Source organism: Actinomadura kijaniata NBRC 14229 (genome assembly GCF_001552175.1).
Taxonomy (GTDB): domain Bacteria; phylum Actinomycetota; class Actinomycetes; order Streptosporangiales; family Streptosporangiaceae; genus Spirillospora; species Spirillospora kijaniata.
Map to the genome: position 1 here is coordinate 1 of NZ_BCQR01000147.1, position 24,841 is coordinate 24,841.

Genomic DNA, 24,841 nt, shown 5'->3' on the forward strand with positions numbered 1-24,841 from the left:
CGCCGCCGGCGGGCCGCCGTCGCCGCCGGGATCGTCGCCGCGAGCCTGGCCGTCGCCGTGCTGCCCCGCGCCTGGGGCGGCGCGCAACCCGGGGCGCGCGGACCGGCGCTGAAGGTCCTGACCGCCAACGTGTTCTTCGGCGAGGGCGACGCCGAACGGCTCGTCGACCTCGTCCGGCGCACCGGGGCCGACGTGCTCAGCCTCCAGGAACTCACCCCCGAGTCCGTGGGGCGCTACGAACGCGCCGGGCTCACCGCCCTGCTGCCGCACAAGGTCATCGACCCCCGCGGCGGCCCGACCGGAAGCGGCCTGTACTCCCGCCACCCACTGCGCGAACTGCCCTCCCCGCGTTCCGAGATGGCGATGCCGCGCGCCGAACTGACCGTCGGGGGACGCCGCGTCGAGATCACCGCCGTCCACCCGATCCCGCCGATCTCCGGCGTCAACTACCGGAACTGGCGGCGCGACCTGGGCGTCCTCCCCGGCGCGAGGGACGGCGGAACCGGCGCCCCGTTCCGGGTCCTGGCCGGGGACTTCAACGCCACCCTCGACCACGCCACCCTGCGCGACCTCATCGGACGCGGCTACGCCGACGCCGCCGACCGGGCCGGGGCCGGGCTGGTGCGGACCTGGGGCGACCTGGTCCCGCTGACCATCGACCACGTGCTGGTCGACGACCGGGCCGCCGTACGCGACGTGCGCATCCACGACCTGCCCGGCAGCGACCACCGCCCGCTGTCGGCGGAGATCCGGCTGCCGTGACCGAGCACCGGACCGCCGCCCGCACAATTGAGGCATGGCCCAGCTCGTTCCCGTCTCCGACCCCGCCGACCCGCGCCTGGCCGACTACGTGCGGCTGCGCGACGTCAACCTGCGCAAGAGCCTGGAGGCCGAGCACGGGCTGTTCATCGCCGAGGGGGAGAAGGTCATCCGGCGGGCCGTGCGGACGGGGCACGCGCCGCGTTCGTTCCTGATGGCCCGCCGCTGGGTCGAACCGCTGGCGGACCTGCTGGACACGGTCGACGCGCCGGTCTACGTCGCCGACGACGCCACCGTGGAGGCGGTCGCGGGCTTCCAGGTGCACCGGGGCGCGCTGGCGTCGGTGCACCGGCTGCCGCTGCCCGACGTCGCCGGGGCCGTCGCGGGCGCGCGGCGCATCCTGGTGCTGGAGGACCTGGTCGACCACGCCAACGTCGGCTCGATCTTCCGCTGCGCCGCCGCGCTCGGCATCGAGGCGGTCGTGCTGTCACCGCGCTGCGCCGACCCGCTGTACCGGCGTTCGATCAAGGTGTCGATGGGGGCGGTGTTCGCCGTCCCGTACGCGCGGATGACCGACCGGCGGGGCGGGCTCGGCGCGCTGCGGGAGGCGGGGTTCGCGCTGCTGGCGCTGACGCCGGACCAGTCCGCCGTCCCGCTGGACCAGGCGAAGGTCGACGACCGGGCGGCGCTGATGCTCGGCTCGGAGGGCGACGGCCTCTCCTCCCACTGGCTGGAGGAGGCGGACCAGCGCGTGTGCATCCCGATGAGCCCCGCCGCGATGGCCAACGGCGTGGACTCCCTCAACGTGGTCGCCGCGGCGGCGATCGCCTGCCACGGCCTGGTGCACGCCTGAGCCGCACTTCGGCGCCCTGATCCACGGCGCTCGCCTTCGCGGCTCACACCTCACCGGGGCTTGGCGAGCACCGATCCGCTCCGCAGGCCGGATAGCGCTCGCGTGCGCGGCTGAGGCCCGCTTTGAAACGGGTCCTGGGATCCGCCGCGAAGGGGCCTCGACCACCGAACGAGCGCGTTGCCCGCCGGGCGGGCGTCGGGGGCAGGGACTTCGGGACATTCCCGATGGTGCTTGAAGGATCTCCGTGGACGGCGTCCGCGGGGCGGGGTGCCCGCTGGACGCGGAAGGAGCGCCCACCGGGTGAGGTGGGCGCTCCCTTTCGTCTCCGCCCGCGTCTTCGTCGCCCGGCGGGCGCCGGTCACTTGCCGAACATGCCCTTGCGGGGACGGCGGTGAGTGCCCTTGGGACGGCGCGGGGCCGCGGCGGCCGCCGCCGCACCGCGCGGCGCGGTCCGGCGGCCCAGCCGGAGCTGGGTCAGCAGCAGCGAGAACGCCACCAGCAGCGCCGCCAGCCACGCCACCTGCGTGCTGGCCATCCGCGTGAACGTCAGGTCCTGCGCGACCGGGGCCTTGTTGTTGCGCAGCCTGCTCTCCGGCGCGGACGAGGTCGGCGCGGAGGCCACCGTCGGGCTCGGCGCGATCGGGGGCAGCGCGACCTGGGGGCTCTTGGTGGTGTCGTTCGGGCTGAACGAGGCGTTCGGCGACGGCGGGGTGTAGGCGGGGGTGTTGTTGCTGTTGCTGTTGCTGTTGGAGTTCGAGTTCGAGTTGGAGTTCGAGCTCCCGCCGCCGCCGTTGTTCGAACCGGAGCCGCCCTTGCCCTTGTCCTTGTCGGTCTTGGACGGGGAGGGCTTGGGGGTCGACTTGGTCGGCGTCGGCGTCGGCGTCGGGGTCGGCTTGGGAGTCTTGGTCGGCGTCGGCTTGGGCGTCGTGGGACTCGGCGAAGGCTTGGGCTGGGCGAAGGTGATCGAGGCCGTGTCGTTCCCCGTCGCGTTCGGCTCCGCCGCGACGGCGGTGACCCTGAAGCGGACCGCTGTGTCCTGCTTCGCCTTCTCCGCCTTGGCCACCGTCAGGGTGTAGGTCACCTTGACGCCTTTGGTGCCGACCTTCTCGAATGCGCATCCGGTTTTGGTCGTCGTGCCGCCCAGTCCGCACGCGAACGTCACCTGCGCGGGCGGCGTGGTCTCGTTCGCCGCACCGGTCACCGTGACCGACTTCAAGACGCCTTCGGAGGCTTTGACCGTCGCGGTCACCTTCACCTCTTGGCCCGCTTTCGGCGTCGAGGTGGATGCCGTCGTGGTCACCGTCACCGTCGCGGCTTCGGCACCGAACGCCGGCAGCGCGCCCGCGGCGAGCACCGCCGCCGTGCCGAGTCCGACGATGATCGGTTTTCCTGCCGATCGGGGGAGCACCGCGCCAGCACCTCCGTCGCGTCACCATTGAACGCCCGAGTCTCGCCCTCCCTCAGGGGCGGCTTCCGAAGCCATGCGAACACGGATCTACGGACCAAATCAACCCCGAGGCTCCCGCATACCGTATCCCGTCGGGATCACCGGCGTCCTCACGAATACTCTTCGTGTAGGTCCTCGACCTCGTCGCGGGGCGCCCACGCCTGCCAGACGCCGCGTTCCATCTGCTCCAGACCCAGGCGTTCGGCGACGGGAACACGGCCGCCGGAGTACTCCACGCGCAGCCAGCTGTCATGCTCGCCGACGACTACGAAGCGTTCGCCGCGCCAGGTTCCAATCGTGCGGACGTACCGCAGCTCCTCCACCTCGAAGGAGGGCACCACCCGCCGGTAACGGCCCGGCCGCAACTCCTCGAACCCGTCGGTCGGCTCGGACGCGTAGAGCCGGATGTCGCCGTCGGCGCCGGGGGCCGCCTCGAACTCCCGGCCCAGCCAGCGCGCGAGGTATCCGTCCCGTATCACCCGTCCGCCCTCCGGTCCGCTTGCTCCTCGCCGCTCCCGGCGCCCTCGGGCCGCAGCCAGGCCAGCCGGTCCGGGTCGTACATGGCGATGAACCGCTCCGACCGGTCCGCGCCCAGGTGATACATCTCCGCGCCGTAGGGCAACCGGATGCTGTCCACCTTGTACTCGCGGATCGTTCCCGCGCTGCCCGGCGCGAACCCGGTGCCCTCGAACGGTTCGGTCTCCAGCACCCAGCCCGCGTCGCCCCAGGCCGCGAGCTCCTCCTCGGTGCGGCCGCCGAACGGGATCCGGTACAGCCCCGGACAGTACGCGGGCCAGCGGATCACGTACACGCCCTCGTCGTCGGGGGAGAACGGCGACCCCTCGTACAGCAGGCCCAGCGTCTCGTACAGCTGCTGCGGCGTCTGGAGGTCGGCGACGTCGGAGGTCGGGTGGACGAAACCACCGATCCGGTCGTAGCCCTGCTCCAGGTACCAGGAGACGTGCGGGTGCGGCACGACCTTCTGCATGATCGCCGGTTGCGGGACGGGCTCGCCCTCGGGTTCGGGCGGCAGCAGGCGTTCGGGACGGGCCGGGGCGCCGTTCCGCTGCGGGTCGACCGGCGGGGCGACGTCCTCGTGAACCGGCTCCTGCGTCGCCGGGGCGCCGAACTCGTCGGCGGGGACGTCCTGCACGGTCTGGGTCGGGTCGGGTTCGGGTTCGGGTGCCGCGAACGACTCCGGCGCGGCCTGCGGCTCGTGCACCGGCACGGGCGTCGTCGGCACGTCGGAGAGCGGCCGGACCAGGCCGACGCGCACCGCCCACTCGCTGAGTGCCCGCACCTGGTCGCCGCGCAGCGACGCGCCGATGCGGGTGCCCGGATTGAGCAGCATGGCCCAGTCCTGGTGCGGCCAGGACCCGATCAGCTCGCGGAAGTCGGCGTACACGAACCGCGACTCCGGCAGCACCTCGCGCAGCCGCACCAGCGACGTGAACACCTGCACCGCGTCGTCGCCGCGCAGCGCCGCCTCCCAGCGGAACTCCCGCTGGATCGGGGTGACCTCCAGGGGTGCGTCCTGCGGGATCGGCACCAGCACGTTCGCGGCGAGCAGCACGCGCAGGAACGCGTCGGAGTCCCCGGCCAGGACCGCTTCGTAGAGTTCCTGGTCGATGCGGTTGCCGGGCTCGAACAGCGGCTCCTCGACCTCGGCGTCCGGCGGCTCGTCGGGGGCGGCCGGGGACTGCGCCTCGGGGGCGGCCCGCACGGGGGACGGCTCGTCGTCCGGCCCGGGCTCCTCGACGCGCGCCGGGCCGCTCAACGCGCGGACCTGCTCGGCGGTCAGCGACGCGTCGACGGGGGTGCCGGGGTTGAGGACGAGCGTCCAGTCGCCGTCCGGCCAGGCGGTGACGACCTCCAGGAAGCCGGGCATCACGAACCGCGACGACCCGATCGCGTCGGTCATCCACTTCAACGACGTGAACACCTGGATCGCCGTGCGGCCGTGCACCGGGACGGGCCGCCAGGGGAACTCCGGGTCGTCGGGCGCGATGCCCCACGGCGTGTCGGGGTCGGCGGGCACCAGCACCTGCGCGCCGAGCAGCACCTTGAAGAACGCGTCGGTGTCGCGGCGCAGCGCGGCGTCGAACAGCCGCTGCTCGACCTCGTTCTGCGGCTCGAAGTTCTCGGCCATCCGCCGCGCGGTCCGCTGGTCGGCCCACGCCGCGAGTCCGGGCAGCTGCTCGGCGAGGATGGTGCCGCCCGCCGGGGCGCCCGAGTTGATGGCGAGCATCCAGTTCGGGTGCGGCCAGTAGCGCAGCACGCTGGTGAACGACAGCGTGACTGACCCGGTCGCCGCGCCTTCCGCTTCTATGAGGCGTTCGGGCGAGGTGTAGACCGGGACGGCGGGGGTTCCGTCGATCTCGCGGGTCTGCCAGGGGAACCCGGGCTTGCCCGGCCGCAACGCGTAGTCCATGTCCTCGGGCACCGGCACCAGCACCTCGGCGTCGGCCAGCGTCTGGAGGAACAGGTCGTGGTCGTTGGTGGCGGCGGCGTGCAGGAGGGCGCGCTCGACGTCGTTGGCGGGCTGGAACTCGGGGCGGGGCTCCTCGCGGGGCAGCTCCTTGTGCTGCTCCTGAAGCTCCTCCCACTGGGAGGCGTCCTCGCCCTCACCCTGCACGCCCTGCTCGGCGGGGACGGCGGTGTCGCCGGGGATGGGCGGAAGATCCACCCGGGTCTCCGTGGGGGAAGCGGCGTCCGCCCCCGCATCGCGCGCACCGGACTCCTGCGGCGCGACGACGTCCTCGTGCGGGACGGGCTGCTCCGGCACCGGCGGCTCGCCGGGAACACCCCGATCGGGAGCGAGATCGCGAACGGAGGGAATGGCGGGCGCTTCGGGGTAACCCTGCGCGGCGGGTTCACTCACCAACGGCTCGCCGGGCGTGCCGGTCCCATGCCGCTCGGCCTCTCCCTCCGGAAGAGCACTGCCCGGCACGGGCGACTCGCCGGTGAGAAGACGCTCCTGCGCGACAGGCTGACCTTCCACCTCGTGCGCGACGCCCTCCCCTTGCGGGGCGAGCTGATCGAACGCGGGAGCACCGTCGTGCGCGGTGACCTCTCCCTGCGCGGCAGGCTGGCCGGGCAGGGCCGGTTCGCCGGGCATAGAGGGAACGCCGCCCGTGCCGAGTCCGTCGCGCGTCACGCCCTCTCCTTGAGGGGCGGGCTGGTCGAACGCGGGCGGTTCGCCGTGCGGGCCGGGCCCGTAGGGCGCGGGGGCACCGTCGCGCGGGGTGGTTTCGCCCTGCGGGGTGGGCTGGCCGGGTAGGGCCGGTTCGCCGGGCGTGGAGGGGACGCCGTTCGCGCCGAGTCCATCGTGCGGGGCGATTTCGTCCTGCGGGGTGGGCTGGTCGAACGCGGGCGGTTCGCCGTGTGCGCCGGGCCCGTACGGTGCGGAGGCACCGTCGTGCGCGGCGCCCTCTCCCTGCGCGGCAGGCTGACCAGGCACGAACGGTTCGCCGGGCGCGGAGGGGATGCCATTCGTGCCGAGTCCGTCGCGCGCAACGCCCTCTCCTTGCGCGGCGAGCTGGTCGAACGCGGGCGGTCCGTCGTGTGCGCCGGGCCCGTAGGGCGCGGGAGGACCGTCGTGCGCGGCGACCTCTCCTTGCGCGGTGGGCTGGCCGGGGAGGGCCGGTTCGCCGGGCGTGGAGGGGACGCCGTTCGCGCCGAGTCCATCGTGCGGGACGGTTTCGTCCTGCGGAGTGGGCAGGTCGAACGCGGACGGTTCGCCGTGCGGGCCGGGCCCGTAGGGCGCGGGAGGACCGTCGTGCGCGGCGACCTCTCCTTGCGCGGCAGGCTGACCAGGCAGAGACGGTTCGCCGCGCCCGTAGGGGGTGCCGTCCGTGCTGGGGCCGTTGGGTGCGGTGGCCCCTTCCTGGGTGGCGGGCTGGCCGGGTAGGGCCGGTTCGCCGGGCGTGGAGGGGACGCCGTTCGCGCCGAGTCCGTCGTACGGGGTGGTTTCGCCCTGCGGGGTGGACTGGTCGAACGCGGGCGGGCCGTCGTGCGCACCGGGCCCGTACGGTGTGGGAGCACCGCCGTGTGCGGTGGCTTCTCCCTGCGGGGCAGGCTGGCCGGGCACGGGCAGTTCGCCGGGTCCGTAGGGTGCGGGAGTGCCGTGATGTGCGGCGGTTTCCCCCTGTGGGATCGGCTGACCAGGTACGGGCGGTTCGCCGTGTACGCGGGGGAAGCCGTCCGCACTGTGAGCGCCGGGCCCGTAGGGCGTGGAGGCGCCATCGTGAGCAGCGGTTTCGCCCTGCGGGGCGGGCTGGCCGAACGCGGGCGGGCCGTCGTGCGCGCCAGGCCCGTACGGCGCGGGGGCGCCGTCGCTTGTGGCGGTTTCCCCCTGCGGTTGGCCAGGCACGGGCGGTTCGCCGGGCGCGCCGGGCCCGTACGGTGCGGGAGCGCCATCGTGTGTGATGGCTTCTCCCTCGGCGTTGGAAAGGGCGGGCGCGGGCGGCTCGCCGTATGCGGCGGCTTCTCCCTGCGTGGCGGGCTGGCCGGGCAGGGACGGGGCGCCGGGTGTAGAGGTGGGGCCGGGCGTGGCGGCTTCTCTATAAGAGAGGTCGGACGCGTCGGGCTCCGCGCTTGTGGGCGTGGCGGTCTCGCCCTGCGTTGAGGGAACGTCGGGCCGGTCCTGGCCGGGGGCGTGTGCGGCCTTTTCTTCGCTTGTGAGGGGGTGGCCTGGTGTCGTGCCTTCTCCGTGCGGGACGCCGGGCGCCTCGCCGCGAAGGCCGTACTCGGGTGATCCGCCGGGAACGTGCTGGTCAGGAGTGTCGCCGTACGGGGAGGTGCCGAACGCGGCAGGCCCTCCGCCCGCGACGAGGTGGTCCTGTGCGGGCGTTTCGTCGGGTCCGTACGGCGCCGGGACGCCGGGTTCCTCGCGTTGCGGGGCGGGTTCGCCGAGCCTGTGGTCGTGTGCCGGGGGAACGCCGGGCGTGCCCTGGCCGTACGACGGGTGGGTCCCGTTACGGGCGGCGGCCTCTCCGTACGGAACGCCGGTGTCTCCGTATGCGGCCGGGGTCCCGCCCGCTACCAGGCGGTCCTGGGTGGACGGCTCCTCGCGTTCGGGGCGGTGGGGCTTGAGGATCTGGGTCAGGGTCGGGTCGGCGGACGGGTCCGAGGCGCCGAGGTTCCGGGGCAGGGCCTCGGGGCGGCCCGCCTGGGGCGGAAGCGGGTCGCCCTCGGTGATCTGCCGGATGAACCAGCTGGGGAGGCGGGCCTCGATCGGCAGCGCCACGTTCTCCACGCCCCGGGCGGGCGCGTTCACGGCCAGCCACCAGTGCGGGTCGGGCCAGGTGGCGGCCAGGTCCGTGAACTTCAGCTTCAGGAAGTGCCGGTAACCCGGGCCCAGGCAGGCGCGCATCGCGGCCGCCGAGGTGTAGACGAGCACCCAGGTGCGGTCGCCCTCCTGCTGGGCGGGCCAGGTCGGTTGCGCCTCGTTGGCGAGCACGTCGTCGATCATGTCCGGTGGAACGGGGACGACCAGCTCGCTCTCCGCCAGCAGGCGGAAGAACTCCCGCTGGTCCCCCGTGCGCACCGTCTCCAGCAATCGGCGCTCAAGCTCCGACGTGGGCCGCCACGCGTCGGCCACGGCCGCCACCCCCTGTTTCATCGCGCGCTGCCTCTACCCCGGCCGGGCAGGTTACGGACCTGCCTACGCTACATGGGCGAACAGTGCCAAAGCGCCCTATCGTCCGGTTCTGTGGATGAGACGACCCGTCCGCGAGGCAGCGGTCGCGGGGCCGCGGGTCACCCGCGCGGCTCGCTCGTGAGCCTGGTGAGGGCGGCCAGCAGCCGGTCGACGTGCTCCTCGGTGCTGCCGATCCCGAAGCTCGCGCGCACCGCCGTGCTCTGCCCGTCCTGGCATCCCTCCCCGTTCTCCGCCGAGGCCAGCAGGTGACGAACGAACGGATGGGCGCAGAACTTCCCGTCCCGAACGCCGATTCCGTACTCACCTGAAAGCGTAAGCGCCACATCACGCGCGTTCCAGCCCTCGACGGTGAAGGACACGATTCCGACCCGGGGGTGACGCTCGTCCCACAGGGTGAGTTCCCGCACACCCGGAACGCGGGCCAGGCCGGAACGCAGCCGGGCCAGCAGCCGCTCCTCGTGCTCGACCAGGGAGTCCCAGCCGGTGGCGGCCAGGGCCTCGCAGGCGGCGGCCAGGGCGATGACGCCCAGCACGTTGGGGGTTCCGGCCTCGTGGCGGGCCTCGGGCTCGGCCTGCCAGCGCGTGGTGTCGCCGCGGTCCTCGACCGACGCGCTGGCCCCGCCGCCCTTCAGGTACGGGGCGGCGGCGCGCAGCCAGTCCGAACGCCCCGCCAGCACGCCCGCCCCGAACGGCGCGTACAGCTTGTGCCCGGAGAACGCCACGTAGTCCAGGCCCAGCGCGGTCATGTCGAGCGGCCGGTGCGGGACGTGCTGGGCGGCGTCGACGGCGATGCGCGCGCCGTTGCGGTGGGCGGTCTCGGCGAGTTCGCGCAGCGGCCACAGCTCGCCGGTGACGTTGGAGGCGGCCGTGACGACGAGCAGGCGCGGCCCGGTGGGGGCCTGCGCGAGGGCGCGGTCGGCGGCGGCGACGGCCTCCAGCGGGGACGCGGGGGCGGGCAGCCGCACCACGTTCTTCCAGGGCAGCAGGGTCGCGTGGTGCTCGGTCTCGAAGACCACGACGGTGGTGCCGGCCGGCAGGGCGTGCGCGAGCAGGTTCATCGCGTCGGTGGTGTTGCGGGTGAACACGACCGACGCGCGCCGCCACGCGCCCAGGAACGCCCGGACGGTCTCGCGCGCCTTCTCGTAGGCGGCGGTGGTCACCTGGGAGGCGTAGCCCGCGCCCCGGTGCACGCTGCTGTAGTAGGGCAGTGCGCGGGTGATGGCCTCGTGCACCGCCTCCAGACAGGGGGCGCTGGCGGCGTAGTCGAAGTTGGCGTAGGGGACCCGGCGGCCGTCGTTCAGCGGAACGGTGACGTCGGCGCCGACGACGCGAAGTTCCCGGTCCGGAACGCGAACCCCGTGCTGCCCGGAACGCGTCACATCGGGGGTGACGGGGGCTTCGGTAAGGGTGGCGGACATGGGCGGTACCTCCTCGGGATCCAGGGATCCCGGAAGGTGGCTCGGCGGGATCCGCGCTTGCCGGAACGCGGTGTTGCGTCCGGCCTGGTCCTCACCCGGGGCACCCCATCGCGGACGAAGGGTTGCCGGCCAGCAAGCCGGGGCTTGACGCTGGCGCTCATGACCTAGTGCGGAATTATAGACACACGTGATCGGGGAGCAAGTGGGAGGTTCAATGCGAAACGCGGCGTTGCGGGCGCTCGCCGGGGGAGCGCTGCTGCTCGCCGGCGCCGGTCCGCTGGCCGGCTGCGGGGTCCTCGGCGGGAGCAACACCGCCGCGGTCTGCGACGACACCAAGAAGGCGTTCCAGCAGTACATGTCGCAGGTCAGGTCCCTTCCCGCCAACCAGCCGGCCCCCTGGGGGCAGGCCGTCCAGCAGCTCGCCGGGAAGGTCGACGGCCTGGCCGCCAAGGCGGAGGACGCGGCCCTGAAGAAGACCCTCAAGGAGGAGGCCAAGCGCCTGCGGGAGGCCGCCGGACCGGCCGGAACGGGCGACATGGCCGCCCTGGACGATGTGATGAAGAACACTCCCGCCCGCGTCGGCGCGGCCTGCGACTGACCTGACCGGGGGACAGCGCTGCGGACGCCGGTCACGGCGGCGACGCTGCCGCCGGGCGGACCTCGGCCCGGTCCGTGACGAGGTCGGCGAGGCGTTCACGCGGTGCGCGTGGACATTCGGGGACGGCCCGCACGGCGGCTGACCGAGAGCTTGAGCGCCAGGACCTCGGACGACGGACCCGGGGACGGTGAGCAGAGCGGAGAAGCGAGGAGGCCCGGCATTCGCCGGGCCTCCTCCGTGTCATCCTCGGGCGTCGGGTCGGTTGCCGTCGCCGGGTCCGTCGCCACCGCCGCCGTTGCCGGGGCCATCACCGTTGCCGGGACCGTCTCCGTTGCCGGGTCCGTCGCCGCCGTCGCCGTTGCCGGGGCCGTCACCGTTGCCGGGACCGTCGCCGTCGCCGTTGCCGGGCGGGGACGGAGGACGGCTGGACGGGGGCCGCTGCGAGTTCGGCGGGGTGGGCCGCCCGTTCGGGTTCGGCTCGCGTGACGGCGGAGCGGTCCGCCGGTCGTCGTAGCCGCCGCTGTCGTAGCTGCCGGGAGTGGACGACGGCGCGCCGAACGACTTGTACTCGAAGCCCTTGATGTCCACGGCCTGCGCCATGTAGCCGCGCCAGATCTGCGCGGGCAGCTGGCCGCCGTAGGCCCCGTAGCCGGGGATGCTGAGCGGCTTCTGGTCGCTGCGGAACATCGCCACGGTCGTCGCCATCTGCGGGATGAACCCGTTGAACCAGATCGCCGCGCCCTGGTCGGTGGTGCCGGTCTTCCCGGCCACCGGGCGGCCGTCGGGCAGGTTCGCGGCGCGGCCGGTGCCCGACTGCACCACCCGCTGCATCGCGTAGGTGGCGTCGCGCGCGGTCTGCTCGCTGAACGCCCGCTTGCCCTTCTCCTCGAAGGTGCGGCTCCGGCCCTTGCCGTCGGTCACCGCCTTCACCACGAACGGCTGCCGGAACCTCCCCTCGGACGCGAACGTCGCGAACACCCCGGCCTGCTGCACCGGGTGCGCCGAGATGACGCCCAGCGGGAACGTGTAGGCGGTGTTCGCGCCGTTGGCGGTGAGCTGCTCCTTGGTGTAGCCGAGCTTCTCCGCCATCTCGGTGACCTTGTCCAGGCCGACCTTCTGGCCCAGGTTGACGTAGGCCGTGTTGATCGAGTTCTGGGTGGCGGTCACCAGGTTGACCGTGCCGTAGTCGGCGTTGGAGTCGTTCCGGACCGGGGTGCCGCCGTAGTACTGCGGCGAGCTGCCGTCCACCGGGGTGCTCAGCGGCAGGCCGCTGTCCAGCGCCGTCGCCAGCACGATCGGCTTGAAGCCCGAACCCGGCTGCGCGTGGTCGCCGAACACGCTGCTCAGCGCCTCGTCCAGGTAGTCACGGCCGCCGTAGAAGGCCACCACCTGGCCGGTCTCGGGGTCCACCGACACCGCGGCGGTGCGGATCTTCTTGCTCATCCCGGCGGGCTGGTTGGCCGTCACCGACTCCTTGAGCGCGTCCATCAGCCGCTTGTCGAACGTCGTGGTGATCTCCAGGCCGGAGCGGTTGATCTCGTCCTCGGTGTAGCCGCGCCGCTCGATGAGCTCCTTCTTGGCCACGTTCACCATGTAGCCGCGCTGGCCGCGCATGATGTCGGTCAGCTTCTGCTTGCCCGGCTTGGGGAACTTCAGCGCCGTCGCCTCGGCCTGGCTGATCGCGCCGTCGCGGACCATGTTGTTGAGCACCGCGCGCCAGCGCTCCTCGGCGTAGGTCAGGCTGCGGCCGTTCAGGTCGCCGCCGAACACGCTCGGCTGCTGGATGGAGGCGGCCAGGAACGCGCCCTCGGCGGCGTTCAACCGGCTGATGTCCTTGCCGAAGTACGCCTTCGCGGCGGCCTGCACGCCGTAGGAGTCACGCCCGAAGAAGATCGTGTTGAGGTACTGTTCGAGGATCCAGTCCTTGTCCCGCTCCCGGCCGACCTTCAGGGCGACCATGATCTCCTTGAGCTTGCGGGTGACCGAACGCTCCTTGCCGATGCCGCCGTAGTAGTTGCGGACCATCTGCTGGGTGATCGTCGAGCCGCCCTGGAGCTGCTCGCCGGAGACCGTGGTCCAGAACGCGCGCACCGTGCCCTTCACCGACACGCCGGGGTCGGAGTAGAAGCTGCGGTTCTCGGCGGCGATGACGGCGTCGCGGACGGGCTTGGGCACCTGGTCCAGCTTGACCGCGTCGCGGTTGGTACCGGTCTTGGCGATCTGGGTCTTGCCGTCGGAGTACAGGAACGTCGGGCCCTGCTCGATCGCGTCCTGCGCGGGCTCGGGGATCGGCGTCAGCAGGTAGGCGATGCCGAAACCCGCGACGCAGAACCCGACGAACGCCAGCACCGAGAACAGGACGCGCCGCGTGAACTTCGCCTTGCGGCTGCGCTGCTTCTTCGGCTTGCCGCCCTTGGCGGCCTTCGCGCTCTTGGCGGGCGCGCTCGCGGGACGCGTCGCGGTCGCCGTCGCGGTCCCGCCGCCCTCGCCGACGGACTCGAACGCGACCGTGGTCGCGGAGTCCTTCGCCCCCGCCGGGGCCGCGCCGCCCGCGCCGCCGTCGGCGGTGTCGCCCGCGCCGTCACCCGCGTCGTCGTCCGCGGCGGACGTCGTCGCCTTCGTGTCCTCGTCCTGGTCCCCGGAGAACGCGGCCGTGCTCTCGGCCGCGGTGGTGTCGGCCGTGGCGTCGGCCGGAGTGGACGCGCCGGTTTCGGGCGTCACGTCCTCCGACCCGGTGGGCCGGTTGTCCCCCGGGCTGTTGTCCCTGCTAGTCACAAGCCCCCCGTGATGAATTCGTTACCGACGATACCCGAGGAGGTCGATACTTTCGGCCGGTCCATGCGGACTCCTGCACCTTCCATGAGGAGGACGATCCACGCCCGTGAACCGTTGGCAGCACGGGCCCGGGTGCGGCGCGGGTCACACGTCCGCGGGTCGCGTTCCCCTTCGGCCGCGACGTGTCCCCAGCGGCGTCCTTCCGAAACACACCAACCGGAACACACCAACGACGGGACACCTCCTCTGGTGCCCCGTCGTCGGGAATGTGCGCGCGGTCACCGGACGACGGTCACCGTCCGCGCGGGGCGGCTACTTGGGGAGCCGCCCGAGGATGTCGACGACGAACACCAGGGTGTCGTCACCCTTGATCCCGGCCTGCGGCTGGCCCTTGTCGCCGTAGCCCTCCTTGGGCGGCAGCACCAGCAGCACGCGCGAGCCGACCTTCTGCCCCGTCAGGCCCTTGTCGAAGCCGGGCACGGTCCCGCCGGTGCCGACCGGGAACGCGACCGGCTGGCCGCCCTGGCCGCCGCCCGCGTCGGGCTTGTCCCAGCTGGAGTCGAACTTCTTGCCGTTGCGCCACAGCTGGCCCTGGTAGTGGACGATCGCCTGGTCGCCCTTCTGGATCGCCTCGCCGGTGCCCTCGACCAGCTGCTTGACCTGGAGGTCCTTCGGCGCGTCCTGGTCACTGGGGATCGTGACCTTCGGCGCCTGGCCCGGCTTGTCGGACTTCTCGACCTTGGGCAGCTTGGGGTCGTCGAGCTTCTTCTCGGCGCCCTGCGGCCCGGAGTCCTTGCCCACGCCCGCCAGGATGTCGAAGACGAACACCAGCGAGTCGTTCTTGCCGAGCTCGTACTGCGCGCCGTTCTCGCCGAACCCGTCGGCGGGCGGGATCTCCATGACCACGCGGCTGCCGACGGTCTGCCCGACCAGGCCCTTGTCGATGCCCTTGACCCCGACACCGCCGGCGGGCAGCGGCTGGAGCGGGCTGTTCGGGTCCGGGGCGTAGGTGGAGCCGACCTTCTTGTTGGTGCTGGTGCGGGCCTTGTCGTCCTCGCCCGGCGACCACTTGTAGAAGACGTGCTTGGCGTAGACCATGTCGCCCTTGGCGATGGTCCGGCCGGTGCCCTTGATCGGCGTGGTGACCTTCAGCGTCTTGCCGGGCACCAGGTCCTTGGGGATCACGACCTTGGGCTCGGCGTTGAACTTGCCGCTCACCTCGACCTTCGGGCCCGGCAGCGACATGTAGTAGGCCGCCCCTCCGGCGACGGCGAGCGCCACCACCACGACCCCGGCGATCGTCGCCATCCGGCGCTTCCTGGCCTGCGCGGCGGTCAACCCGGACGGCCGGGGCCCGCGCGTGCGGCTGTCCCCGCCGAGACCGTGCGGCTTGAACTCCGGGCTGCGGATGTTCTTGGCGCTCGGCAGTTTCGCCTTCACCGCCGGCTTGTCATCCTCGGCCATGTTCCCTCACTCGCTCCGGACTCGACGACACCATGAAAGCCATCACCCTGCCATCCAGCGCCTAAGGCGGCTGTGAAAACAGGGCAAAGAAGACCGGCTCCGCAATCTACCGGTCCCCGGGCCGCCGACAAGCCAGTCACCGGCCAGTCTGCTGGACGGGCCCCCGCCCTGTCACCCCGCCTCGCGCCGCGGCGGCCGCGCCCGCGCCGCGATCCGCGTCCCGCCGCGTTTCCGCACCCGGGCCGCGTTCCGCCGCCGGGGGAAATGGCGCGGAACGCCGGGCCGTACGGCGTTCCCGTGTCCGAAAGGTGATGCAAACCGGTCGCAGGGGGTGGCCGGAAACGGCTTTTCCGGCGGCCGACGCGGTCGTGTGCCTAAGTTGAGGAGGTTCGAAGTCTCCGCGTGCGGAAGGAACCACGGGCCGTGACCGACGCCACCCCCGAACCGCGTCACTCGAAGATCGACACCTCCGTGCCCCACTCGGCGCGCATCTGGAACTACTGGCTCGGCGGCACCGACAACTACGCGGTGGACCGCGCCGCCGGGGACGCCTACAAGCAGACCTTCCCCGGCATCGTGGACATGGCCCGCGCCAGCCGGCACTTCCTGGCCCGCTCCATCCACCTGCTCGCCGGGGAGCTGGGCGTACGCCAGTTCCTGGACCTCGGCACCGGCCTGCCGACCGTGGACAACACCCACGAGGTCGCCCAGCGCGTCGCGCCCGAGTCGCGCATCGTCTACGTCGACAACGACCCCCTGGTGCTGGCGCACGCCCGCGCGCTGCTGACCAGCACCCCCGAGGGCGCCACCCGGTACATCGACGCCGACCTGCACGCGCCCGACAAGATCATCGAGCTGGCGGGGGAGACGCTGGACCTCAGCCGGCCGATCGCCGTGATGTTCATGGGGGTGCTCGGGCACATCACCGACGACGACGAGGCCCGTGCGGTCGTGCGCCGGGTGATGGAGCGGGTCCCCTCCGGCAGCTACCTGGTGATCTACGACGCGACCGACGAGGACGAGGCGTTCCGGAAGGCGCAGAGCGGCTACGACGAGACCGGCGCGGTCCCCTACATCCTGCGCGGCCCCGAGTTCATCCGCGGGTACTTCGAGGGGACGGAGCTGCTCGACCCCGGCGTGGTCCCCGAGTGCCGGTGGCGTCCCGAGCCGGGCATCGAACGCCCGTGGCGCGCCGACCTGTGTGGCGTGGGTCGCAAACCCTGACCTGTTGGGCGGATCCGTCTTCACGGAGTGCGCGCGGGCGGGCACACTGGGAAAAAGAAAGGTCTGACGCTGTCGGGGTCGCGTCTGCGAGAGCCAAGCGAGGTGCCGATTGACTTCCACCGCGACTCCGGCACGTACCCTCTCCACCCCGACCGGCCCGCTGGTGCCGCGCCTGCTCCTCGGCACGCGCCTGCGCGAGCTGCGAAGGCGGGCCGGGCTCGGCCAGCCGGCGGCGGCCCGCGCGGTCGGGATGACCGAGGCGACGCTGAGCCGCCTGGAGCGCGGCAGGACCGGCTGCGACCCGGCGGGCCTGGCCGCGCTGGCGGCGCTGTACGGGGTCCGTGACGAGGCCGAGCGGGTCACGCTGGAGGCCCTGGCCGAGCAGACGAACATCCCCGGGTGGTGGGAGGAGCACCTCGACGCGCTCCCGAAGTGGACGCGGCGGTACGTCAGCGCCGAGCAGACGGCGAAGCTGGTCCGCACGTTCGAGCCGCAACTCGTCCCGGACCTGCTCCAGACCCCCGACTACGCCCGCGAGATCCTGCGGCTGCGCCACCCCCGGGCCACCCCGGCGGAGCTGGAGCGCCGGGTGGCGGTGATCATGGCGCGGCAGCGCGTGCTGCGCCGCCGCCCCCGCCCGGTCAACCTGTGGATCGTGCTGGACGAGTCGGTGCTGCTCCGCCAGGTCGGCGGCCGCCTGGTCATCCGCGACCAGTTGCAGCACCTGCTCGACCTGGACACCCGGCCGAACATCACGCTCCAGATCGCCACGTTCGAGGCCGGCGCCGCCACCGCCATGACCGGCGGGTCGCTCACCCTGGTCCGCTTCCCCCAGCAGATCCTGCCCGACCTGGTCTACCTGGAGAGGTTCGACGGGGCCTCCTACCCGTCGCGCCCCGACGAGGTCGAACGCCACTGGCACGTCTTCAACACCCTGGTCACCGAGGCGCAGCAGCCCGAGGCCACCCCGCACATCATCCGCCGCCTGCTGCGCGGCCTGTGACCCGTCCGGCCGCCGCGCTCTGGTGAGGAGCACCCCGCCCGCCTAGGGTGGCCGGATGGCGGAGCCGATCGAGTTGGTGATCTTTGACTGTGACGGCGTGCTGGTGAACACCGAGCCGATCGCGGTGCGGACGAACGTCGCGGTGCTGTCGGAGCTGGGGTGGCCGATCACCCCCGGCGAGGTGGTCGAGCTGTTCCTCGGGCGCTCCACCAAGTCCATCAACGAGCTGATCATCGCCCGGCTGGGCCCGGACCTGGCCGTCGAGGCCGACCGGCGTTTCCAGGAGCTCTACCTCGCCGCCCTCGACGCGGAGATGACCGCCGTGGCGGGGATCGCCGAGGCTCTGGACGCGATCACGCTGCCCACCTGCGTGGCCTCCAGCGGCAGCCACGAGAAGATGCGCCGGACCCTGGGGCGCACGGGGCTCTACGAACGCTTCGAAGGCCGCATCTTCAGCGCCACCCAGGTGGTCCACGGCAAGCCGGAGCCCGACCTGTTCCTGCTGGCGGCGCGGGAGATGGGCGTTCCGCCGGGCCGCTGCGTGGTGGTGGAGGACAGCCGTTACGGGGTCCAGGCGGCCCGCGCGGCGGGGATGCGGTCGTTGGGCTACGCGGGCGGACTGACCCCCGCCGAATGGCTGGAGGGCCCCGACACCGTCGTGTTCACCGACATGCGCGACCTCCCCGCCCTTCTCGACGGGGCGCGAACGGCCTGATCCGGTGTGAATCATGGTGCGGACAGTACGGCCGTGGACGCTTACGGTCAGATCATGACCACACCCCGCACACGCTCCCGTACGCGTTCACTCGCGCAGGTGTCCGTGGTGGCCGCGCTGATGGTGACGGGCTGCTCCGACCCGAGCGCCCCCTCGGCATCGGCCTCCCCGACCTCCCCCGCCGCCCAGCCGCCCGCGACCACCGCGCCCACCCCCTCCCGGGCGTCCTCGGCGTTCTGCCTCGACCTTTCGACCTTCCAGGTCGCGATGCTGTCCTACCAGGCCGACGTGGGCAAAGCCCTCCAGAACCAGCCGCTGGACTTCGCCGAGGCGCGCAGGAAGGCCGCGCTCATCGCCGACTACGGCAAGCGGATGCGGGGGAGCGCGCCACCGGACATCGCCCGCCACTTCACCACGGTGCTGGACGCGGTCGCCACCTCGGCGCGGGCGGTCAAACCGGGCGGCAGCGCGCGGGCGGTGGTCGAACCCGTCTACGGGAAACGCAACCGGGCCGCGTTCGACGCCGTACAGAAATACGAGTGCCACTGAAGCGGCGTCAGACCAGGCGCCGGTGGTCCAACAGCGTGGGGATCGCCTTCGGCGTGCTGTTCACCGCCGCCGGCCCGGTGGGCACCTGGCTCACCCTGCGGGCCGGGCGGGAGGAGCCCCGCACCGCCAGGGAGGGCCAGGTCACCGAGTGCTTTCCGCCCCTGACCCGCATGCGATCCGGGTTCCTGGCGCCCGAGTCGCGAAGGCACAGATGACCGGCGCGGACCTGCGGGGACGGCGAGGTCCTAGCGTTCGGGCCGGGCCGTTGTTCGCCGAGGCCGCCCCAGGACTTCGGGGTCCACGAACAGCTCGTCCCGGGGCGTCGTGGTGGTGAACGGCTCTCCCGACTCCCAGTCCCACGACTCCTCCTCCTCGCCCAGACACTCGACCAGCCGGAAGAAGCGGTCCTCGACCGGGCGCAGAGCGGTGATCGGGTCAGCGAGACCGGCCGGGGGCAGGCCGGAGGCCGGGGTGAAGCGCGACAGGTCCTTGCCCACCGACAACACCGCCAGCCATCCGCGCCAGTCGGGCTCCCTCAGACCGCCGCCGGTCTCCGCCCAGAACAGCACCGCGTCGGGGGCGGGCTCGGTCTTGAACGCCCCGGCGGCCGCGAACATCAGCAGCGCCGTGTGCACCTCCCGTTCCACGTACCCCAAGCCGAACAGATACGCCTCCAACGCGCCCTCGCGGTACAGCAGGACGCTCATCTCGGGCGTCCCGGAGCCGGTCCGCCCGACACGTTCGGCGAAGAAGTCCCGCGGCGTCACCCCCACCGCGGCGTTCCGCCACGCGGTGTCGGCGCGGCGGCCGTCCCAGAACCAGCCGTCGAACATCCCGCCCGGGTTGGCGATGGCGTCCGGGCCCGGGGCGGGCGTGTCCAGCCAACGGTCGAACCCCTCCCGCGTCATCGCGATCCGGGTGGCCACCATGAAACCGTCCGACACGACCGCCTCCTTCAGACCCCGGAAATCCGAGGTCCACCCTGCACCACGCCACCGACGTTATGGCAGGGCGGCGAGCTCAGAGACCGCTGTCGGACGCCGGTGGAGGTGGTACGCGTTCGAGCTTGGTCCAGCCGGTCCAGCCCCGCTTCCCCAGCAGCTCGATCAGCCGGCGGGCCGGTGGCACGGTGTCGAACGCCAGCGCGTCCATCAGCCTGACCAGCGGCGCCTCGAGGTCGATGTCGTCGACATAGTCCTCGCCCCTCTCCTCGGCCATCCGCGTGAAGTAGACGGCCAGCTCGTCGGCCAGCTCCACCAGCCGCGGGTCGTCGGTCCGTTCGAGGGCCTGGCCCAGGACGCGGTAGAAATCGAGAAGCCGCGGGTCGGCGAGCTGCTCGCGCTTGCGTGCGATCCACTCCGGGATCCGCTCGGGTGAGCGCGCGGCCAGCAGGATCCAGCCGTCGTGTTCGGCCCGGACGATCCGCTCGTCGATCCCGAGCGCCCGCAGCCGGTCCAGGTACCCGACCACCTCCGGGGGCAGCGCCAGGCTGTCCCCGGCGGCGAGCCGGGCGATCCGCTCCCGGTGCCGCTGCCGCTGCCGGATCTCGGCCCGCAGCCGCCGGTCGATGTCGGCGACCGCCGCGGCGAACTCCTCCTCGTCGGCCTGGAGCAGCTCCCGCACCCGCGCCAGCGGGACACCGGCCTCGGCGAGCGTCCGGATCCTGATCAGCTCGACCACCGCGCCCGCGTCGTACCTGCGGTAGCCGGAGTGGTCGCGTTCCGGCTCCGGCAGCAGCCCCTTGGCGTGGTAGTGCCGCACCGCGCGCACCGTCACCCCGGCGTACGACGCCAGCTCGCCGATGGTCAGCATCGCACCAGTCTCCTACGGCCGCCCAAGCGGTCACCCGGCCCGGATGATCTGGGCGATCTCCGGGGCGTGGGTGAAGACCAGCCGGTGGTCGGCGTCGAGCCAGGACGTGGCGATGCGCGGCTGCTCGCGGACCAGCCGCTCGACGCCGGAACGCCAGTTCCGGTTGAGGCGCGGCGCGTGCCCCCCGGCGCCGTCACCGGCCATCGAGGACGACATGATCATGCTGATGGGCCGGTCGATCCTCCGGTACCGGTCGAGGATCCCCGCGCGCACCGCGTCGATCTCGACGTTCAGATCGAGGATCTCCCGGGCGGTGAGCAGCACCTGACGCGCGGTGCCCCGCGCGGCCTCCTGCCGCTCCGCCATCTCCTCCCACATGGCGCGGAACTCTGGCAGGAGCGCCTCGGTGACGAACGGTTCGGGCACCGGGTTCGCCCCGTCGATGAGGACGAGCCCGGCGACGCCGGGATGCTCGGAGGCGTAGTGCACGGCCAGGTCCGCGCCCAGCGAGTAGCCCACCAGCAGGGGCGCCTCGTCCGGTCCGGAGCGTTCCAGTTCCGCCATCACGGCGGCAAGATCGCTGAGGAACGCCTCGAAGGAGTACCGGTCGGCGGCGGAGGCGAGGCCATGGCCCCGCAGGTCGAAGGTCACCACGTCGTGGTCGCGCCGCAGCAGCCCGGCCAGCCCGCACAGGTCGGCCTGGGTCGAGTTCAGGCCGGGGCACAGGACCAGCGGCCGTCCCCGGCCGCCGCGGGACACCGGGATCGTGACGCCGTCGTGGTGGATTGTTGTAGTGGTCGTCGTGGTCATGCCGCCATGCTGGGAGATTGACCCTGCGTCAGGGTCAACCGCCGCGGCGACGCCATCGTCGAGACGTCCGGCACGGGACGGTGATCGGCTCGGGGACTCGCCCTGCCGGCGGCCTGACCTACGGAGACTCCGCAAAGATCATTCCGCGTATGTTCCGGGAACGGCTCTGCAGAGCCGCCTTCGGTGGTGTCCGGCTGCATCCGGGGTGCCCTCGCGGGGAGGGCGTTTCCCCTGGTCGCAGCCCGTTTTGGCGGGTGGTGCGTGGCGCGCCCAGAGGGATTCGAACCCCCGACCGTCGGATTAGAAGTCCGGTGCTCTATCCAGCTGAGCTATGGGCGCATGTTGGGTCATGAGTGTAGAGCGCGATGCGTGGTCTTCGCACGAGCGGCCCGGTGTGGGCGTGGCCGGGGATGGACGGAAGTCGGCGTGAGCGGTCGCCGGGCGGCATATCGTTGACGGCTGTGGGGGTTGACGTGGAGGTGCCGCTTTCCGGTGGGGAGGTCACCGAAGGGGTCGTGCGGGTCGGGGACACCGTCCGGCGGCCGGTGCGGGCGCACACCCCGGCGGTGCACGGGCTGCTGCGGCATCTGGAGAAGGTCGGGTTCGACGGGGCCCCGCGGGTGCTCGGCATCGACGGGCAGGGCCGGGAGGTCCTGAGCTGGATGCCGGGGGAGGCCCCCGGACGGCCGTTGCCCGCGTACGCGGCGGGTGAGGACGCGCTGGCGGGGCTCGCGCGGCTGCTGCGGCGCTACCACGACGCCGTCGAGTCCTACGGGGTGCCGACGGACCAGCCCTGGGACACCGAGGCGTCGAACCTGGACGGCGCCCCCGAGATCATCGGGCACTGCGACGTCACGCCGGAGAACGTGGTCTTCCGGGACGGCCTGCCCGTCGCGTTGATCGACTTCGATCTCGCGCGGCCGACGACCCGGCTGTACGACGTGGTGACCACGCTGCGGCACTGGGCCCCGATCGCCGACCCGGCGGACCGCGACGGGCTGCTGTACGGCGCCGACGTGGGGCGGCGGATGCGGATGTTCTGCGACGCCTACGGGCTGGACCGCGACAGCCGGCGGGAGCTGCTCCCGGCGGCGCGGGTGCGGTTCGACCGCTCCTACCGCGCCATGCGGACCCGGGCCGAACGGCTCGGCGGCGGCTGGGCGCGGATCTGGCACAGCGGGGCCGGGCCCCGGATCCGCCGGGCGCAGGACTGGCTGGAAAGGCACTGGGACGAGCTCGATGCGCGCCTCCACTGAGGGACGGGCCGCCGGACTGCTGCTGGGCGTGGCGCTGGACGCCGTCTTCGCCGACCCCCGGCGGGGGCATCCGGTCGCGCTGTTCGGCCGTGCGGCCAAGGCCTGGGAGCGCGCGGTCTACGCCGACTCGCGCGGGCGGGGCGTGCTCTACACGTCCGTGCTGGTCGGGAGTGTCGCGGCCGGTGGCTGGGCGGTGGAGCGGGCCGTCCGGGGACCCGTGGCCAGGGCCGGGGTCACCGCCCTCGCCACCTGGGCCGTGCTCGGGGGGACCTCGCTGGGCCGGGAGGGACGGCTGATGGCCTCCCACCTGGAGAACGGGGACCTCGCCGCGGCGCGGGGACGCCTCTCCTACCTGTGCGCCCGGGACCCGGCCGGGCTGGACGCCGACGACCTCGCGCGGGCCACGACCGAGTCGGTGGCCGAGAACACCTCGGACGCCGCCATCGCGCCGCTGCTGTGGGGCGCGGTCGCGGGCGTTCCGGGGCTGCTGGCGTACCGGGCCGTCAACACGCTGGACGCCATGGTCGGGTACCGCGACGAACGGTACGAGCGGTTCGGGTGGGCCTCGGCCCGCCTCGACGATCTCGCCAACTGGGTGCCCGCGCGCGTGACCGGGCTGCTCACCGTCGCCTGCGCCCGGGGCGCGCGCGGCGAGGCGTGGCGGGTGCTGCGGCGGGACGGCGCGGCGCACCCCAGCCCCAACGCCGGACGCTGCGAGGCGGCGTTCGCGGGCGCGCTCGGGGTCCGGCTCGGCGGGGCCAACAGCTACGGCGGACGCGTCGAGCGCCGTCCCGAGCTCGGTGACGGCCGCGGACCCGAGGTACGGGACATCCGGCGGGCCGTGCGGCTGTCGGCGGGCGTTACGGTGGCTGCTGCCCTGGTTTCGGCCGGGGTCGCGCGGGCGCTGGCCCGCCGTTAGGACGACGGACGAAGAGGTGCGTGTGGGCGGGGCGCTGCTGGTGGCGGGAACCACCTCGGACGCGGGCAAGAGCGTGGTCACGGCGGGGATCTGCCGGTGGCTGGCGCGGCAGGGCGTGAAGGTCGCCCCGTTCAAGGCGCAGAACATGTCGCTCAACTCGATGGTCACCGCCGACGGCGCGGAGATCGGGCGGGCGCAGTACATGCAGGCGCAGGCGGCGGGCGTGGAGCCGCGCGCCGTGATGAACCCGGTGCTGCTCAAGCCGGGCGGTGACCGGCGCAGCCAGATCGTGCTGCTGGGCAGGCCGGTCGCGGAGGTGGACGCGCTGCAGTACGGCGCGCACAAGGAGCGCCTGCGCGAGGTCGTGAACGCCAGCCTCGCCGAGCTGCGCGACGAGTACGACGTCGTGGTCTGCGAGGGCGCCGGGAGCCCCGCCGAGATCAACCTGCGGGCCGGGGACATCACCAACATGGGCCTGGCCCGCGCCGCGGACCTGCCGGTCGTCGTGGTCGGCGACATCGACCGGGGCGGGGTGTTCGCCTCGCTGTTCGGGACTGTCGCGCTGCTGGAGCCCGCCGACCAGGCGCTGGTCGCCGGATTCGTGATCAACAAGTTCCGGGGCGCGCCCGAGCTGCTGGCCCCCGGCCTGGAGCAGCTGCGGCTGCTGACGGGACGGCCGACGCTCGGGGTGCTGCCCTGGACGCCGGGCCTGTACCTGGACGCCGAGGACTCCCTCGCGCTGGACCGGCCCCGGCCCGACGCGCGCGCCCCGCTGGGGCCCGAGACGCTGCGGGTCGCGGTGGTGCGCCTGCCGCGGATCTCCAACTTCACCGACCTGGACGCCCTGGCCGTCGAGCCCGGCGTCGTGGTCCGCCACGCCGTCGGCCCCGGTGACCTCGCCGACGCCGACCTGGTGGTGCTGCCGGGCAGCCGCGCCACCGTCTCCGACCTGGCCTGGCTGCGCGAGCGCGGCATCGCCGACGCGATCGTCCGGCGCGCCCGCGCGGGACGGCCCGTGCTGGGGATCTGCGGCGGCTACCAGATGCTCGCGCGGGAGATCGTCGACGAGGTCGAGTCCGGGGCCGGGACGGTCGCGGGGCTCGGGCTGCTGCCCGCGCGGGTCGAGTTCGCCCCGGACAAGACCCTGGGGCGGCCCGAGGGCACCGCCTACGGCGAGCGCGTCAGCGCCTACGAGATCCACCACGGGATCGTGGAGACGGCGGGCGGGGAACCGTTCCTGGACGGGTGCCGCGAGGGCGCGGTGTGGGGGACCACCTGGCACGGGGCCCTGGAGAACGACGGCTTCCGGCGCGCGTTCCTGACCGAGGTGGCCGGGGCCGCCGGGCGCGACTTCCGGGTCGCGCCGGACGTGTCGTTCGCGGCGATCCGGGAGGCGACCCTCGACACGCTCGGCGATCTCGTCGAACGGCACCTCGACACCGACGCGCTGTGGCGGCTCGTCGAGGACGGGGCCCCGGCGGGGCTGCCCGTCGTGGCTCCCGGCGGCGCGCCGCGGGTGCCGGGCGGACGCTGAGCGCGGGCGATGTCACAGACCGGGATGGCGGGGTTCCGGTGAG

The 24,841-nt window shown here is 73.0% G+C and carries 20 protein-coding genes, 1 tRNA gene and 1 riboswitch; of the genes, 11 read left to right on the plus strand and 10 right to left on the minus strand.

What is annotated here, in order from left to right; all coding sequences use genetic code 11:
- Both AKI01S_RS36300 and AKI01S_RS36305 read left to right on the plus strand, forming a co-directional pair.
- A partial coding sequence (locus AKI01S_RS36300) for an endonuclease/exonuclease/phosphatase family protein (protein WP_067828489.1) occupies window positions 1-762 on the plus strand: 762 nt, incomplete at its 5' end.
- A 34-nt stretch (window positions 763-796) separates the two neighbouring features.
- Window positions 797-1,612 (plus strand): TrmH family RNA methyltransferase, encoded by an 816-nt coding sequence (locus AKI01S_RS36305; RefSeq protein ID WP_067828490.1) that lies wholly within the window; start codon window positions 797-799, stop codon window positions 1,610-1,612.
- Between the two features lie 358 nt (window positions 1,613-1,970).
- Here AKI01S_RS36305 and AKI01S_RS36310 read toward each other — a convergent pair whose 3' ends face one another.
- The 4 genes from AKI01S_RS36310 to AKI01S_RS36340 all read right to left on the minus strand — a co-directional run bounded on the left by AKI01S_RS36310 (window position 1,971) and on the right by AKI01S_RS36340 (window position 10,139).
- Complete coding sequence (locus AKI01S_RS36310) at window positions 1,971-3,020, minus strand: hypothetical protein (RefSeq protein WP_157420412.1); 1,050 nt, start codon at window positions 3,018-3,020, stop codon at window positions 1,971-1,973.
- 149 nt (window positions 3,021-3,169) lie between these two features.
- Window positions 3,170-3,538 (minus strand): UCP033725 family protein, encoded by a 369-nt coding sequence (locus tag AKI01S_RS36315; protein ID WP_067828496.1) that lies wholly within the window; start codon window positions 3,536-3,538, stop codon window positions 3,170-3,172.
- Window positions 3,535-8,682 (minus strand): SseB family protein, encoded by a 5,148-nt coding sequence (locus AKI01S_RS49740; RefSeq protein ID WP_084000604.1) that lies wholly within the window; start codon window positions 8,680-8,682, stop codon window positions 3,535-3,537. Before AKI01S_RS49740 ends, AKI01S_RS36315 begins: the two co-directional genes overlap by 4 nt.
- 137 nt (window positions 8,683-8,819) lie before the next feature.
- Entirely contained in the window at window positions 8,820-10,139 is a 1,320-nt protein-coding gene (locus tag AKI01S_RS36340) for an aminotransferase class V-fold PLP-dependent enzyme (protein WP_084000605.1), read from the minus strand.
- Window positions 10,140-10,187: 48 nt separating this feature from the next.
- Window positions 10,188-10,304, minus strand: a riboswitch (SAM riboswitch).
- A 49-nt stretch (window positions 10,305-10,353) separates the two neighbouring features.
- Between AKI01S_RS36340 and AKI01S_RS36345 the strand changes: the two genes are divergently transcribed.
- Complete coding sequence (locus AKI01S_RS36345) at window positions 10,354-10,737, plus strand: hypothetical protein (RefSeq protein WP_157420413.1); 384 nt, start codon at window positions 10,354-10,356, stop codon at window positions 10,735-10,737.
- 240 nt (window positions 10,738-10,977) lie between these two features.
- Here the strand turns inward: AKI01S_RS36345 and AKI01S_RS36350 are convergent, their stop codons facing one another.
- On the minus strand, window positions 10,978-13,458 hold the full coding sequence (locus AKI01S_RS36350) for a transglycosylase domain-containing protein (RefSeq protein WP_157420414.1): 2,481 nt from the start codon (window positions 13,456-13,458) through the stop codon (window positions 10,978-10,980).
- 366 nt (window positions 13,459-13,824) lie between these two features.
- A complete protein-coding gene (locus AKI01S_RS36355) occupies window positions 13,825-14,976 on the minus strand; it encodes an FKBP-type peptidyl-prolyl cis-trans isomerase (RefSeq protein WP_067828511.1) in 1,152 nt (383 codons plus the stop codon).
- Between the two features lie 423 nt (window positions 14,977-15,399).
- On the opposite strand from AKI01S_RS36355, the gene AKI01S_RS36360 reads away from it, so the two are divergent.
- From AKI01S_RS36360 to AKI01S_RS36380, 5 genes are all read left to right on the plus strand, one after another.
- Entirely contained in the window at window positions 15,400-16,200 is an 801-nt protein-coding gene (locus tag AKI01S_RS36360) for an SAM-dependent methyltransferase (protein WP_067828515.1), read from the plus strand.
- Between the two features lie 109 nt (window positions 16,201-16,309).
- Window positions 16,310-17,203, plus strand: a complete 894-nt coding sequence (locus AKI01S_RS36365; protein WP_084000606.1) for a helix-turn-helix domain-containing protein — start codon at window positions 16,310-16,312, stop codon at window positions 17,201-17,203.
- A gap of 55 nt (window positions 17,204-17,258) precedes the next feature.
- The gene (locus AKI01S_RS36370; RefSeq protein ID WP_067828518.1) at window positions 17,259-17,918 is read left to right on the plus strand and encodes an HAD family hydrolase; all 660 of its coding nucleotides are present in this window, start codon (window positions 17,259-17,261) and stop codon (window positions 17,916-17,918) included.
- A gap of 54 nt (window positions 17,919-17,972) precedes the next feature.
- Entirely contained in the window at window positions 17,973-18,467 is a 495-nt protein-coding gene (locus AKI01S_RS51180) for a hypothetical protein (RefSeq protein WP_157420415.1), read from the plus strand.
- Between the two features lie 35 nt (window positions 18,468-18,502).
- Window positions 18,503-18,682 carry a hypothetical protein gene (locus tag AKI01S_RS36380; RefSeq protein ID WP_067828524.1) on the plus strand — a complete coding sequence of 60 codons (180 nt, stop codon included), beginning with the start codon at window positions 18,503-18,505 and terminating at the stop codon, window positions 18,680-18,682.
- 30 nt (window positions 18,683-18,712) lie between these two features.
- Here the strand turns inward: AKI01S_RS36380 and AKI01S_RS36385 are convergent, their stop codons facing one another.
- The 4 genes from AKI01S_RS36385 to AKI01S_RS36400 all read right to left on the minus strand — a co-directional run bounded on the left by AKI01S_RS36385 (window position 18,713) and on the right by AKI01S_RS36400 (window position 21,428).
- Window positions 18,713-19,411, minus strand: coding sequence for a hypothetical protein (locus tag AKI01S_RS36385; protein ID WP_067828527.1), 699 nt, complete (start codon window positions 19,409-19,411; stop codon window positions 18,713-18,715).
- Window positions 19,412-19,487: 76 nt separating this feature from the next.
- A complete protein-coding gene (locus AKI01S_RS36390; RefSeq protein WP_067828530.1) occupies window positions 19,488-20,279 on the minus strand; it encodes a MerR family transcriptional regulator in 792 nt (263 codons plus the stop codon).
- Window positions 20,280-20,309: 30 nt separating this feature from the next.
- Window positions 20,310-21,089: an alpha/beta fold hydrolase gene (locus AKI01S_RS36395; RefSeq protein WP_067828532.1), complete on the minus strand. Its 780-nt coding sequence runs from the start codon at window positions 21,087-21,089 to the stop codon at window positions 20,310-20,312.
- A 262-nt stretch (window positions 21,090-21,351) separates the two neighbouring features.
- Window positions 21,352-21,428: transfer RNA gene (locus AKI01S_RS36400), tRNA-Arg, on the minus strand.
- Window positions 21,429-21,550: 122 nt separating this feature from the next.
- On the opposite strand from AKI01S_RS36400, the gene AKI01S_RS36405 reads away from it, so the two are divergent.
- From AKI01S_RS36405 to AKI01S_RS36415, 3 genes are read left to right on the plus strand one after another with little or no spacing between them, the layout of a single operon-like run.
- Window positions 21,551-22,345, plus strand: a complete 795-nt coding sequence (locus AKI01S_RS36405) for a phosphotransferase (RefSeq protein ID WP_245681923.1) — start codon at window positions 21,551-21,553, stop codon at window positions 22,343-22,345.
- Window positions 22,329-23,264, plus strand: a complete 936-nt coding sequence (locus AKI01S_RS36410) for a cobalamin biosynthesis protein (RefSeq protein ID WP_067828538.1) — start codon at window positions 22,329-22,331, stop codon at window positions 23,262-23,264. Before AKI01S_RS36405 ends, AKI01S_RS36410 begins: the two co-directional genes overlap by 17 nt.
- A 22-nt stretch (window positions 23,265-23,286) precedes the next feature.
- A complete protein-coding gene (locus AKI01S_RS36415) occupies window positions 23,287-24,798 on the plus strand; it encodes a cobyric acid synthase (RefSeq protein ID WP_067828541.1) in 1,512 nt (503 codons plus the stop codon).
- Window positions 24,799-24,841 lie beyond the last annotated feature (43 nt).